Raw genomic sequence first — 14,633 nt, 5'->3', positions numbered from 1 at the left:
TTTGCTTTCCTTACATCATGCCAGGTGCATCAAGTTCGCTGCCGTCAATAAAACGGCTGTAACGATAAGGGGTGGGATCCACCACCGGCGTCGCGTCCGTCGCCAGTTCAGCGGCGAGGCGGCCCGCGCCGGGGCCAATACCAAAACCGTGTGCGCTGAACCCCGCCGACAGCACCAGGCCAGGCAGTTTTGCCACCGTTGAAATAACCGGAATGGCATCCGGCGTACTGTCAATCATTCCCCCCCAGGCCTGGGCGACTTTGAGATTCGCCAGGGCAGGAAATTCGCGGCGCATGGCGGCCAGTCCGCTTTCCACGACCCAGGCATCGGCAGCCGGATCCAGAATACGCATCCGTTCGAAAGGCGAAACGGCATCCAGATCCCAGCGCCCCAACGCCTCAGGCCCGTGAAAAAACGGCTTCACCCCCAGATTCAGGGTAAGATTTTTACGGCGGCTTTTGAACGTGGGATAAAACTGACGCAGATATCGCAAGCCCTGAGCACCGGGCTCCAGCCGTCCACGGCCCGATACGGAAACGGTATAGCTGCCATCCAGCTGCGGCCGACAGGCGAAGCTTTCGGTATAAAAAGGAACGGCAATGGCCTGATCGATGGGCTGAGTCCGAAAGGCGGTGCCAATCACATTCCCCAGCGGCAGATCGATGCCGTGCCGACGGCAAAACATCGACGTCCATGCACCCGCTGCGCAGATCACGCGGGGGGCTTTGACGACTCCCCGTTCGGTTATCACGCCGCTGACGCGTCCTGCTGAAATATCCAGCCCGCGCACCGCACATTGCTGAAACACCAGCGCCCCTTTTTTCTGTGCGCCAATCACTATACCCGGCGCGGCCAGTCTGGGCTCTGCTGCACCGTCGGTGGGGGCCGAAACGCCGCCCAGCCAGTTTGTAGTGCTGCCCGGCGTCAGGGCTTTCGCCTGCTGCGCATTTAATATGTCGCTGCGTACGCCGTACTGTTTGGCCATCTGGCCCCATGTATCCCAGGCGGCGATGTCCGCTTCACTGCGGGTGGCGTAAACCAGTCCGCTGCGGCGAAAACCCAGCTCTTCACCGGTTTCCACACTGAGTTCTTCCCAGCCTCGTAAGGCTTCAATCACCAGCGGCAGTTCACGTTCATCGCGATTCTGCTGACGGCACCAGCCCCAGTTGCGACTGGATTGTTCAGCCCCGACCAGGCCCTTCTCAATCAGCACCACCTTCAGGCCCTGCTTTGCCAGATACCAGGTGGCAGCGGCACCGGCGATACCGGCACCAATCACCACCACATCAGCGGCATCCGGGAAGTCCGGGCTGTCCTGTACATAACGAATCGGTGCAGGCATGACGTCACAACCTCGTCGTGTATTGGGGCAGAATGACCCTGGTTCAGCTGCCCCAAAATGAGTTTTGCTTGCCAAAATGGCGGTGCCGGTTATTCGGCTTTCAGAATCTCTTCATGCTCGTCCAGCCAGCCCTGACGTAGCTCAGGAACCGCACGTTTCAGGCGTTCGAAATAGAGCTCACTGGTCGGTTGATCGTAGTTACCGCGTGCCAGCTGGGTCACGATAGCGCCATTGCGCATCACAACGATCTCGTCACACACGGCACGCACGGCGTGCATATCGTGGCTGATAAACATTACCGACAATCCCAGCTCACGGCGCAGTTCACTGATCAGATCCAGCACCGCCGAGGCCACTACGGTATCAAGCGCCGAGGTCACCTCATCACAGAGAATGACATCCGGTTCTGCCGCCAGGGCACGTGCCAGATTCACACGCTGCTTTTGCCCACCGGACAACGACCAGGGACGGCGCGAGAGTACCGTGCGCGGCAACTTCACCAGATCCAGAAGTTGATACAGCCGGTTCTGCCGGGCGATGCCGCTCAGACCATGAAACAGCGTCAGAGGACGTGACAGAATCCGCTCCACGCTGTGCGCCGGATTGAGCGCCGTATCAGCCATCTGGAAAACATACTGAATCCGGCGCAGCTCGTTATCCGTGCGCTTTTGCATCTGATCGGCCACCGTGTAGCCATTAAACAAGATTTGCCCCTGGCAGGCCGGATTGAGGCCAGCGATAGCGTGAGCCAGGGTGGTTTTGCCCGATCCGGATTCACCAATAATGCCGATGGCCTGACCTTTCCAGAGCGTCAGATTGATGTTTTCCAGAATGCGCACTTTGGGTAAGCCATCGCTGCCTTTCGGGCCGTAACCGGCAGACAGATCGCGCACTTCCAGTAGCGGCAGTTCACCGGCTTTCGCCGGGCACCAGTGGCTGGGCCGCTCTTTCTGCTGAGCCGCATCCATCAACAGGCGCGTATAGTCCGCTTGCGGTGCGCCAATCAGGTGCGCAGTGGTGCCGTACTCAGCGATTTTACCTTGCAGCAGAACAAGGATGCGATCGGCCATTTGTGCCACCACGGCCAGGTCATGACTGACATAAATTGCCGTTACGCCGCGCTGTTTGACCACCCGACGAAAGGCTTTCAACACTTCAACCTGGGTGGTGACATCCAGCGCCGTCGTGGGTTCATCCAGAATCACCACGTCCGGATCGCTGATCAGCGCCATCGCCGTCATCAAACGCTGTAACTGCCCGCCCGAGACCTGATGGGGGAAGCGATCGCCAATCGTATCCGGGTTGGGTAACGCCAGCTCACGAAACAACGCCAGCGCTTTGGCCTTCGCCGCCTTGCGCGTCATGGTGCCGTGAATCACGACCGGTTCAATGACCTGATCGATAATTTTCATGCCGGGGTTAAAAGAGGCAGCCGCACTCTGGGCAATGTAGGCGACTTTGTTGCCGCGAAAAACGCGCAACTGTGCGGGGGTAAGATTCATGATGTTGGTCCCCGCAACATGAATATTGCCCTCGGCTATTTTACAGCCGTGGCGTGCATAGCCCATGAGCGCCATCGCAATAGTGGTTTTACCCGAGCCGGATTCGCCAATCAGCGCCAGCACTTCGCCTTTTTGCACCGTGAAGCGAATATCGGACACGATATCCAGCTCATCCCCGTTGTCGTTATGCGCCGTTACGCGCAGGTTATCGACAGATATCACAGGCATTGCCGTATGTTGCGTCACGTTCATGCCCCCTCCTTTGCCAGCGTCAACGGACGCATGCTTTGCAAGCTGTCAATAAACAGGTTAACGGCGATGGTCAGGCTGGCAATGGCCACCGCGGGCATCAACACGGCCGGTGAACCATCAAACAGCCCCTGAATATTTTCACGCACTAATGTTCCCCAGTCGGCATAAGGTGGCTGAACGCCCAGGCCAAGGAAGCTCAGCCCGCTCAGCAGTAAAACGATATACACAAAACGCAGGCCAAAATCGGCCAGGACCGGGTGCACCATATTGGGCAGAATATCGTGGATGGCGATGTACCAGCGGCTTTCTCCCCGCAGTCGGGAGGCGCGGACATAATCCATATTGCGCAAGTTACTGGCCAGGGCAAAGGCGATACGAAATGCGCCGGGCCAGTAGGTGAATACCGCAGTAATCAGCAGCATCGGCAATGAAGATCCGAACACTGCCACGATCATCAGCGCCAGGATTTTCCCCGGTAACACCAGCATGGCGTCGTTGATACGGCCCAGCAGCTCTTCCAGCCAGCGTCCGGTCACCGCCGCTAACAGCGCCAGCAGGGTGCCAATCAGGCTGGCCAGCACCGCAGCGCCCAGCGCCAGGCCAAGGGAAAATTTCGCCCCGTACATAATGCGGCTGAGCATATCCCGCCCCAGGTAATCCGTACCCAGCAGGTTTTCATGCGTAAATCCCCCCATTAACGGGCCCGCACCAATGTCGTCGAGATTGTGGGGCGCCCACCAGGTGCCGAAGAGCGCGATAATTAGCCAGAACAAGGTCACCACCAGGCCTAACTGGCCCGATAAAGACAGTGACTGAAAAATGCGCCAGGGAAGCAATATTTTCATCAGCTCCTCCATTTCGGGTTAAAGGCGATAGTCAGGATATCGGCCGCCAGCAGCAGAAGCAGATAGCAGCTGGCAAACAGCATCACACAGAGTTGAACTACCGGCAGATCGCGGTTGCTGACCGCATCGACCATCTGACTGGCCAGGCCGGGATAGCTGAAGATGGTTTCGATAATGATGACCCCACCAAACAGGTAAGAAAGACTGAGGGAAATGGCGTTAGCGATAGGGCCAACGGCATTCGGTAAGGCATGACGGAGCACCGCCCGCATCGGGGAAACGCCTTTCAGCAAGGCCATTTCCAGATAAGGGCTGTCGAGCTGGTTAATAATGGCCGCGCGGGTCATGCGCGCCATTTGTGCCACCAGGCCGCAGCATAACGTCATCACCGGCAGCGCATAGGCTTTAAGGTAGCTGGCGAAGTCCATATTGGGGCTGCCCAGCGACATGGCCGAAACCCAGTGCAGCTTCACTGCAAAAATCAGGACCGCGACGGTTGCAACCAGAAACTCCGGTACCGCAACCGTTGCCATGGTGCCAATCACCAGGGCACGATCGAGTTTTGAGCCACGATTCATGGCCGCCGCGATGCCAATAATCAGCGCCAGCGGGACACAAATCGCCGTGGTGGTGGCAGCCAGTTCAAAGGTGGCAGGCAAGCGCTGCGCCACCAGCTGTGCTACCGGCAGATGACTGGCAAATGAGGTGCCAAAATTCCCTGTCAGCATACCGCAAAGCCAGGTGAAATAGCGCACCAGCAGGGGCTGATCTAAGCCCAACTGCTGGCGCAGAGCCGCCACGGTTTCCGGCGTGGCGTTTTGCCCCAGGATCATTTGCGCCGCATCGCCCGGCAGCAGGCTGGTGATAAAAAACACCACCGCCGAGACGATAAGCAAGGTCAGGATGCCAGCGCCAATGCGCCGGGCAATCAGGAACATCATGTATCGGTTCATCGGCGAACTCCTTCTTCAGACGATTATCAGGCTGAAAGCCAGGCGAACTCATGGAAGCGATAGCCCATCAGCATGCCCGATGGCCAGGCTTCAAGTCCGTTAACCTTCTTGCTGTAACCGTCCATGGAACTGATAAATGCCGGGATGAGCGTACCGCAGTGGTCATAGATCAGGGTTTGCATATCGCCGTACATCTGCTTGCGTTTGGCTTTATCACGTTCGCCACGTGCCGCAATCACCAACTGATCGAACTGAGGGTTTTTCCAGCCGCTCTCGTTGGTGGATGAGCTTGACAGGTAGAACTGTGAGAACAGCATATCGAGCGTTGGGCGCGGGTTGATCGAGCCGTAGCCCACCGGATCTTTCATCCAGTGGGTGCCCCAGTAGCCTTCATAAGGCACGCGACGCACGTTGACGTTCAGGCCTGCATTGCGTCCTACCTGCTGAATCAGCTGTGCCCCTTCCGTTGCGCCTTCCAGCGGCGGAGAGGTCACAATCTCAATGGTCTGCCCGGTCATGCCCGCTTTGTTGATATAAAATTTGGCTTTTTCGGGATCGAGCGGACGCGGTTTAAGGTCGGCGTTAAACAGCGGATGCCAGGGTGGAACCGGCGTGTCATTACTCACGTCGCCAAAGCCCTGCAGCACGGTTTTCACGATGATTTCTCTGGGCTGCAGATATTTCATCGCCAGCACGAAATCCGGGTTGCTGCCGGGTTTGATATCGGTGCGGATAATCAGGTTGGTGTACATGCCACCTTTGGTTTCAAGCACCGCATGGTCCGGCGTACGGCTGATGCGCATACTGTCCGGCGCTTTCAGACCCGAGGCCACCTGGATATCGCCCGACAGCAGCGCGTTGACGCGGGCGGCCTGATCGGTCACACCCAGCAGTTCCACTTCATCCAGATGCGGAAGCCCCGGTTTAAAGTAGTTGGGGTTTTTGGTGCCCACGGTATTGACCCCGGGCGTAAAGCTTTTGCACACGAAGGGGCCGGTGCCGATCCCTTTGCTGAAATCTTTGGTGCCATCCTGAACGATCAGGAAGGGAGATGTCGTCAGCATGTAAGGAAGGTCAAAGTTGGGTGCCACGAGAACAAGCTGAACTTCATTGTCGTTGACAGCTGTAAGGGTCTTGAACTGTTCGGCAAGCTTGAATGCACTTGAGGCCACGGCGGGATCTTTATGGCGGTTAAGCGAGAAAATCACGTCTTTCGCGGTAAAGGGCTTACCGTCGTGGAACGTGACGCCTTTGCGCAGTTTGATGCTCCAGGTGATACCGTCGTCCGAATCCACCGACTCAGCCAGGCCGGGCTTAACCGACATTGACTTGTCGACCTCTGTCAGACAGCTGTAAAACATAAACTGGCGCGTGTAGTCGGCGCTGTTGCTGCCTTTTGCCGGATCAAGCGTATCAGTCGCAGACGCGTTAGACATGCCAACACGTATTTTTCCGCCCTGAACCGGTTTGCTTTCTGCCAGCGCCACGCCGGGAAAGCCGATCAGTCCGGTGCTCATCACTGCACCGGCGGAAAGCAGCTTCATTAAACTGCGACGGGACAGCGTGCCCTCCGTGATCATCCGCGTCAGAGCAGGATTGGTTACGTCAGATTCTTTATTATCAATTTTACTCATCTGTACACCCTCATTACGTGTTCGAGAGAACATGGAAACATCCCCTGCGTCATTCAGACGGCGCATGCTGGCTGGCCGTTCCGCTGCCGGGCTGGCGAGTCGTCATTCACTGCGCGCCCAGAGCGGCCTGAAAAACAGTGTGAATTTATGAAAGGCGATCCTTTGCTTTGTAGTAGAGCCCGGCGAGCGGCAAAAACCACGGTTTTCCGTGATAGCCCGGTAGTGCAGGCCATGCCTCGCGCTGCCAGGGGTTATCGCGAGATTTCTCACTTATCAGATCGGCCATCACCCGGCCCATCCATACCGACATCTGCGTGCCATGCCCGCTGTAACCCAGCGAATAAAACACCCCGTCCTGTTCACCGGCATGTGGCAGACGATCGGCACTCATATCCACCATGCCGCCCCAGCAGTAGTCGATCTTCGTGTTAGCCAGTTGGGGGAACATTTTCGCCATTGCCGCATGCAGGATGTCGCCGCTGCGTGAATCCGACGTTGGATTGCTGATGGCGAAGCGCGCCCTGCCACCAAACACCAGACGGCTATCCGCCGTGGTACGGAAGTAGTTACCGATGTTCATCGAGGTCACGTAGTTGCGGTTTTCGGGCAGCAGCGCATGAAGCAGCGTGTTATCCAGTGGCTCAGTGACGACAATAAAACTGCCCACCGGCACAATACGACGCTGAAACCACGGGAACGGGCCTTCGCTGGAGCAGCCGGTTGCCATCAGCACTTTGTCGGTCAGGATTTCGCCCTGGCTGGTGACCACCCGGTGACGATAGCCGTCGAGCCGTACCAGCTGAGTGACGTGATGATAGGTATAGATTTTTGCGCCACTGCGCACCGCAGCTTCGGCCAGGCCCACACCAAACTTGCCCATGTGCATCTGGCCGCCATGCTGTTGCAAGAGTCCACCATGGAAGTCGCCACCGCCAATTTCACGCTGAACCTCATCTTTGCTCAGTAACTGGATATCGGGATCCACGGTGCGGCGCATCAGTGTCCAGGCGTCCTGCAGGCCGGAGAAGTGGGATGCCTTGCTGGCCAGTTTGAGCTTGCCGCACAGACGAAAATCGCAGTCGATCTGCTCTTGCTTAATTAACTGCTCAACATAGGTCACCGCATCGTCAAATGCCTTGTAGAAGCGACTGGCCTGGTCAAGTCCGTGGCTGCCAACCAGCGAGGCAAAGTTTTGCGCCACGCCGGTGTTGCAATGGCCGCCGTTGCGTGACGAGGCCTGACTCATCACCTCTCCGCTGTCCAGCACCACCACATTAATTCCGCTACGCGCCAGCGTCAGCGCTGCGGACACACCGGTAAAACCCGCCCCAATCACGACCACATCGGCCTGTGCCGGTAAGGGGGCTTTAGCGGCGGCGCTGAACGACGGGGCGGTGGCTTGCCAGTACGATTCCAGTTTCATGACGGTGTCCTCAAAGACCGACGACGCCAGGCAGGCCGCCAATATCTTTAATTTCGGTGTATTGATAATAGGGATTGGCCGGTTCATGCCCGCGATTGACCCAGACCTTATGCTTAATGCCCAGGTCGTGCGCGGTCATCAGGTCATAACGGAAACTGGATGACACATGCAGAATTTCGTCCGGACGGCAGTCCAGTTTTTCCAGCATGTATTCAAAGCCTTTCATCTGCGGTTTATAGGCACCGGCCTCTTCCGCCGTAATCGCCATATGCACAGGCGCGCCAAGACGAGGAATGTGATGCGGAATCAGGTCGTTCATTGAGTTGGTCAGCAGCACCAGCGGAAATTCTTTCGCCACTTTGGCTAATCCGGCGGGCACATCCGGATGCGGTCCCCAGGTGGCGCAGTCGGTGTAGATAAAATCACTGTCTGCCTGCTCCCATTTCACGCCCCATTTTTTACAGGTGCGCTGAATCGCATTGCTCACCACGTCGTAATAAGGCTTCCAGGCACCCAGCACCTCATCCAGACGATAGCCCGAAAAGTCAGCGACAAAGGCATCCATGGCATTCGCGTCCACCCGCTCCGCAAAACAGCGCTTTGCTGCACCTGCCATATCAAAAAAGATCAGCGTGCCGTAACAATCAAAAGTGATGAATTTGGGTTTAAACAGTGCCATGGAATTAACCTCGTTATTGTCAGGTGTGGTGCTTAAAAATCGATAAGTACGCTTTTCTGGCGCTGGCAGGCCTGGAACGCCTGGCGTCCCAAATCTTTACCAATACCCGAGCCCAGAAAACCGCCGGTTGGAATGATGAAATCGCCGGAGCGTCCATAGCGATTGACCCACACGGTACCGGCATCAATCGCCCGTATCGCCCGCATGGCCCGTGGCAGGCTCAGCGTATGCACACCGGCACACAGGCCGTACGTATCATGTGCTGCCAGCGCCAGCCCCTGCTCTTCATCGTCGAAGGTCTGAATGGTCAGTACCGGACCAAAAATTTCCTGCTGTACCGCCGGATTATCCTGCTTCACCTGGCTTAACAGCGTGGGTTGCCAGAACCAGCCCTCATCGGTGTCCGCGAAGCGTTCGCCGCCTACCAGCACCTCAGCGCCCTGCGCTTTGGCATCTTCAATGACCGAACGCACTTTATTGCCCTGGCGCGCATCAATCAGCGGTGCATAACGCGAGGTGTCCTGCCATGTAACGCCTGGCCTGGCCTCACGACATAACGCCGCCAGCCGTTCCGTCAGCGCATCGGCAATGCCGCGCTGCACGATTAAGCGCGTACCCGCAACGCAGGCCTGGCCGCCATTTGCGGTGAAGCCGCGCAGAATACGCTGCGCCAGCACCTCAATATCCCCTGCATCATCGAAAACCAGTTGGGGGCTTTTACCGCCCAGTTCCAGCGTAACGGGCTTCATGCCAAACTGTGCGGCATCGCTCATGATGCGCGCTCCGGTCAGGGTGGAACCGGTGAAAGACACTTTGCGCACTCGCGGATGTCTGACGAGCGCGCTGCCCGTTACCGCCCCGCTGCCCTGCACGATATTCAGGATGCCAGCGGGTAAACCAGCCTGAACCGCCAGCTCTGCCATGCGCACGGTAGAAAGCGGGGTGAGTTCAGAGGGTTTCAGCACCACCGCATTTCCTGCTGCCAGGGCCGGCCCGCATTTCCACGAGGCCATCGACAGGGGGAAATTCCAGGGCGTAATCGCCCCGATCACGCCATAGGGTTCGGCAATCAGCATTCCCAGGCTGCTATCCCGCGTGGGAAACAGGTCACCGCTGTATTTGTCAGCACATTCGGCATAGAAACGAATGGCTTCGGCGGTGAAGGGAATTTCATGCTGTACCACGTCGGCGATCGGACGCGTTGAGCCAAGTGCTTCAAGCTGGGCCAGCAGCAGATCCTGTTCGATTAAGTCCGCCCAGCGGCGCAAAACCCGACCGCGTTCACGGGGGGAACAACCTGACCAGCCGCTGGTTTTTAGTGCCTGATGCGCCGTCATCACGGCACGATCAACATCGTCCGCCTGCGCTTCATGCAGGGTGGCAAAAACACGACCATCTGAGGGGCGTTTAACGGCAAAAGATTCGCCTTGTGTTTGCACATGTTTCCCGCCGATATAATGGCCTAACGGGAGTGGCACGCTTTCCGGGTCGAAACTCAACATGGAAGAATCCTTATTTGTTACACCCATCACACTCTGGATTGGTTAAATTTCGGCAATGCTTTTCTGAATAAGTAATTAGGTAATGCAGAAAGTATGCCAGCCGTTAAAAAAATAAAAATGCGTTTAAAACGACGCAAAAAAATTTTTCTGCCGTATTAATGACGGATTTATTGCGGAATTGCCGAAGCGTTAAACAGATGATTTACCTCACAAAAAATCCGCCTTGCTTTGGTGCATTGCGCATGAAACTTGCACTAAAAAGGAGAAAAGGCGCAAAAACCAGATCTGACGCACAAAAAAAGCGCCAGCATAACGATTATGCTGGCGCCTGAATTCAGGTATTACGTCTTAAATTACAAGCTGCCGAGATGGAATGTTTTTTGTTCCAGATATTCATCAATTCCGTAACGTGAGCCTTCACGACCGATTCCCGATAATTTAACGCCGCCAAAGGGCGCCACTTCTAAAGAGATTACGCCCGTATTAAATCCTACCATGCCAAATTCCAGCGCTTCCGCTACCCGCCAGGCGCGTCGAATATTCTCCGTGAAGAAATACGCGCCCAGGCCATAAGGCGTATCGTTCGCCATCGCCAATGCCTGCGCCTCATCGTCAAACACAAACAGTGGTGCCACCGGGCCAAAGGTCTCTTCCTGCGCAATGCGCATCTCACTCGTCACCTGCCCCAGAACGGTAGGCTGAACCCAGGTTCCCGCTCCGCTGCTGATGCCGCCCGTTAACAGCGTCGCCCCTTTCTGTAAGGCATCGTCGATATGTGCATTGACCTTTTCAACCGCGGCGGTATTGATCAGGGGCCCGAGGGTGCTACCGGCCGCAAATCCGTCGCCCACCTTAAGGGTGGCCACGGCTTCCAGTAAGCGGGCGGAAAAGCGTTCATAGATGTTGCGCTGTACCAGAATCCGGTTGGCGCAAACACAGGTTTGCCCGGCGTTACGGAATTTGCTGGTCATGACGCCAGCCACCGCGATCTCAATATCGGCGTCATCGAAAACGATTAACGGCGCGTTGCCGCCCAGTTCCAGACTCAACCGTTTTACGCTGTCGGCACATTGTTTCATCAGTAACTGACCCACACGGGTTGAGCCGGTGAATGAAATTTTACGCACCAGGCGGCTTTCGGTCAGTGCGGCGCCAATTTCCGTCGGCATACCGGTGACCACCTGCAAAACACCGGACGGAAAACCGGCGCGCTCTGCCAGAACCGCCAGCGCCAGGGCAGACAGCGGCGTCAGGTCAGAAGGTTTAACGATAATCGGACAACCCGCCGCCAGCGCAGGCGCCACCTTGCGGGTAATCATGGCAATGGGAAAATTCCACGGCGTAATGGCTGCCGCTACGCCGACCGGCTGTTTTAACACGATGATTCTGCGGTCGGACGTGGGCGCGGGAATGGTATCGCCGTAAATGCGACGCGCCTCTTCGGCAAACCACTTAACGAAACTGGCTCCGTACAGGACTTCGCCTCTGGCTTCCGCCAGCGGTTTGCCCTGCTCGGCCGTCATGATGATGGCAAGATCGTCGGCGTTATCGACAATCAACTGATACCACTTTTCCAGCAGTGCGGCGCGTGTGGCGTTGGGTGTTTTGGCCCAGTCATGGCGTACCGACTCCGCATGATCGATCGCCGCCTCGGTTTCTTTCCGCCCCAGCGCCGGAACCGTCGCCAGCGTCTCACCGGTTGCCGGATCGATAACCGGCAGCGTTTCGCCCTGATAACCGTTCTGCCATTGACCCGCAAACAGCGCCTGCTGACGCAACAGCGTGTGATCTTTTAGTTGTATACGTGACATCGCATCCCCCTTTGTTCAGATCTTTCCACTTTATCGGGAGGGGAGAAGCGCAGGATGTTGTTATTGCCGGCCAGAAAGCGTTCGCTGTGAGGATTTACGGCAGAAAAAAAATTTTATGCCGTTGTGCCAGGGCGCTGGATGTTCAGGTCGCTAAATCTGAAAATCGATAACCGGCTCATCGTCACCCGCGGAGGACAGTGCCTGCTCTTTAATCTCTTCAAGCGATAAGTTGGCGTTGCACAGCTCCAGAAATTGCCAGACATAGTTGCGCTGCAGTTGGCCCCGTTTCAGCCCCAGCCACACCGTATTAGCCTCAAACAGATGCGTGGCATCCAGCCTGACCAGCTCACCGCCCGGTTCGGTTTCACAGGCCTGATCGGCCAGAATACCGACACCAAGGCCAAGTTTGACATAGGTTTTCACCACATCGGAATCCTGTGCGCTGAGCACGATGTCCGGCTTTAAGCCTGCCCCCTGGAAGGCCCGGTCCACACGTGAACGCCCGGTGATCCCCTGGCGATAGGTAATGAGCGGATGGTGACTGAGCGCATTGAGCGATACCGGCTGTTGCTGCACCAGTTCGTGATCGTGCGGCACCAGCAGGGCATGATGCCAGCTAAACCACGGAAACGCCGCCAGGCTGCTGTTATTCACCAGCATCTCACTGGCAATTCCGACATCCACCTCGCCTGCCAGCAGCATGTTCACAATTTCCTGCGGCGAGCCCTGGTTCAGTTCAAGCCTGACGTTGGGATAAAGCTGGCGAAACGCCTTGATGACGGGCGGCAGACTGTAACGCGCCTGCGTATGCGTGGTGGCGATGGAAAGGATACCGCTGGATTCATTGGTAAACACGTCAGCCAGACGGCGGACTTTACCAGCTTCGCCCAAAATGCGCTCGGTAATGGTGAGAAGTACCTTGTCTGGTTTCGTCATGTCGAGCAGACGTTTACTGTATCGAACATAAATTTCAAAAAATTTGTGCGAGGCGTAAATAGTTTACCTAAATAAAAAAACATACCTCAAGCTGATTAATAAATCAGTAAAGTTTACGATAATCACATATTAATAATCAGTACGAAAACAGACTCACAACCATAATAAAATGTCTTAAAAATGATGTTTCCCTTGTCAAAAAAATCATTACTGAGAATTAAACTTTAGGTGAACACTGTTGTTTTTTCTGGCCGTAGCCTTAACGAAGGGAAGATAGATAAAAACAGAAATAATTATACAAACTAACTGTGTCATAACGGCCCCCATGGAACCCGCTGTAGAAACCCAGGCATTAATAAGTGGAGGCGTCGTCCATGGCACCATCAATACTGCTTTGCCAGCAAAGCCATATAGAGTAGCGAAATAGGCTATTGTACCTGTAACTACAGGAGTAATAACAAAAGGAATAGCAAGAACAGGGTTGAGAATGATAGGCATACCAAAAATAACAGGTTCATTGATATTAAAAATAGCCGGGCCAAGTGAGAGTCGTGCAATTTCTCGCATATCCTTTCTTTTAGTCACCATAAGAACTGCGATAATCAGACCAATAGTAGCGCCCGAGCCACCAATACCCATATATACGTCCCAAAAAGGCATAGTAATGACATTGGGTGCGTCTTTTCCCTGTCCATAGGCGTCCATATTCTCCATAACCGCGCCAAGGAGAAGTGGATCACGGATTGCCAATATCATCTGATCGCCATGTACACCAATTAACCAAAAAAGTTGCGCAAATACGACAAGTAGCATTACTCCCCATAGACTTTGGGTAACGGATTCGAGGGGTTTCTGCATAAGTAAATAAATAGCATCATATAAATAAACTCCCGTCAGCCGATGGAAAACAGCACCAATCGATGCAACGATTAAAACTGTGATGACAGAAGGAATGAGCGCAGTAAAGGAATCATAAATATTTGAAGGAACAGTATCTGGCATTTTAATTTTTAGCCAGCTAAAGCTTTCCAACTTACAGTATATTTCAACTGAAAAAATTGCGATAAGTATACCCAAAAACAGACTTTTACTACCAGAAAACTCTTTTGCAAGTACATCAGGTATAATAATTGAATGCCCGTCAAGCGTTACAGGAAGTGATGTTTGTATAACAGAGATAAAACATACGACGGCTAACAAACCAGGCAACAACTTTTGATTCCCATTAATCCGGGCCAGCTCAATGCCTACCATGAACACCGCACCAATACTAAGAAAGCCTTGTGTAGCATAGTAAATGCTTGTCATGACTGGCTTTAGATCTATTAAAAACGTAAGTGCGGGATAACTTGTAAGTCCATTTTTTGGTTCAAGCACCATGCCTGAAATAAGTACTGAAAACGCGCCAACGATAATTACCGGCATTAATGTAACAAAAGAAGCTTTAATCGCTTTTACATAACGAAGGCTATCTAAACGGACGGCACATCCTTCAATGAAATCAATCGCATTCTCTTGCAGAGACATTCACCTTTCCTCTTAAATACATTATCAGAAATTCTGAGGTAAAAACAATCACTACAGTCAACCAATCACAATAACATCAAATTTATCAATAACTAAAAAAAACATCAAAAAAGTTTCATATCTTTCATGAAGCTTTATAGAATGCCATACACTCTTACTCATCGACGTGCCTCACGCCAATCGTTCTCGCCTTTTTATGTAAAAGTTATCATAGCAGAATCGATTTT

At 54.5% G+C, this 14,633-nt stretch carries 10 protein-coding genes and 1 pseudogene; all 11 read right to left on the bottom strand.

Going from position 1 to position 14,633, the window contains the following annotated elements; all coding sequences use genetic code 11:
* Positions 1 to 10 precede the first annotated feature (10 nt).
* The 11 genes and pseudogenes from NXS97_RS21625 to NXS97_RS21575 all read right to left on the bottom strand — a co-directional run bounded on the left by NXS97_RS21625 (position 11) and on the right by NXS97_RS21575 (position 14,406).
* Positions 11 to 1,342 carry an FAD-binding oxidoreductase gene (locus NXS97_RS21625; protein ID WP_022623354.1) on the bottom strand — a complete coding sequence of 444 codons (1,332 nt, stop codon included), beginning with the start codon at positions 1,340 to 1,342 and terminating at the stop codon, positions 11 to 13.
* 89 nt (positions 1,343 to 1,431) lie between these two features.
* Entirely contained in the window at positions 1,432 to 3,096 is a 1,665-nt protein-coding gene (locus NXS97_RS21620; protein ID WP_013026288.1) for an ABC transporter ATP-binding protein, read from the bottom strand.
* The gene (locus NXS97_RS21615; protein ID WP_014605501.1) at positions 3,093 to 3,941 is read right to left on the bottom strand and encodes an ABC transporter permease; all 849 of its coding nucleotides are present in this window, start codon (positions 3,939 to 3,941) and stop codon (positions 3,093 to 3,095) included. Before NXS97_RS21615 ends, NXS97_RS21620 begins: the two co-directional genes overlap by 4 nt.
* Positions 3,941 to 4,894: an ABC transporter permease gene (locus tag NXS97_RS21610; protein ID WP_022623355.1), complete on the bottom strand. Its 954-nt coding sequence runs from the start codon at positions 4,892 to 4,894 to the stop codon at positions 3,941 to 3,943. The genes NXS97_RS21615 and NXS97_RS21610 overlap by 1 nt, the downstream gene beginning before the upstream one ends.
* A 26-nt stretch (positions 4,895 to 4,920) precedes the next feature.
* Complete coding sequence (locus tag NXS97_RS21605; RefSeq protein ID WP_022623356.1) at positions 4,921 to 6,528, bottom strand: ABC transporter substrate-binding protein; 1,608 nt, start codon at positions 6,526 to 6,528, stop codon at positions 4,921 to 4,923.
* 145 nt (positions 6,529 to 6,673) lie between these two features.
* Positions 6,674 to 7,951: an FAD-binding oxidoreductase gene (locus NXS97_RS21600; RefSeq protein WP_116219934.1), complete on the bottom strand. Its 1,278-nt coding sequence runs from the start codon at positions 7,949 to 7,951 to the stop codon at positions 6,674 to 6,676.
* A 10-nt stretch (positions 7,952 to 7,961) separates the two neighbouring features.
* Positions 7,962 to 8,630: a haloacid dehalogenase type II gene (locus NXS97_RS21595; protein WP_013026293.1), complete on the bottom strand. Its 669-nt coding sequence runs from the start codon at positions 8,628 to 8,630 to the stop codon at positions 7,962 to 7,964.
* 32 nt (positions 8,631 to 8,662) lie between these two features.
* A complete protein-coding gene (locus tag NXS97_RS21590) occupies positions 8,663 to 10,132 on the bottom strand; it encodes an aldehyde dehydrogenase (RefSeq protein ID WP_014605498.1) in 1,470 nt (489 codons plus the stop codon).
* A 353-nt stretch (positions 10,133 to 10,485) separates the two neighbouring features.
* Entirely contained in the window at positions 10,486 to 11,943 is a 1,458-nt protein-coding gene (locus NXS97_RS21585) for an NAD-dependent succinate-semialdehyde dehydrogenase (RefSeq protein WP_029570234.1), read from the bottom strand.
* Between the two features lie 150 nt (positions 11,944 to 12,093).
* Positions 12,094 to 12,915 (bottom strand): annotated as a pseudogene (locus tag NXS97_RS21580) (LysR substrate-binding domain-containing protein); the annotation flags it as partial.
* A 171-nt stretch (positions 12,916 to 13,086) separates the two neighbouring features.
* A complete protein-coding gene (locus NXS97_RS21575; RefSeq protein WP_042677258.1) occupies positions 13,087 to 14,406 on the bottom strand; it encodes a PTS sugar transporter subunit IIC in 1,320 nt (439 codons plus the stop codon).
* Positions 14,407 to 14,633 lie beyond the last annotated feature (227 nt).

The organism is Pantoea sp. B623 (assembly GCF_024814475.1).
Classification (GTDB): domain Bacteria; phylum Pseudomonadota; class Gammaproteobacteria; order Enterobacterales; family Enterobacteriaceae; genus Pantoea; species Pantoea ananatis.
This window is presented reverse-complemented; position numbering and strand designations above follow the sequence as displayed.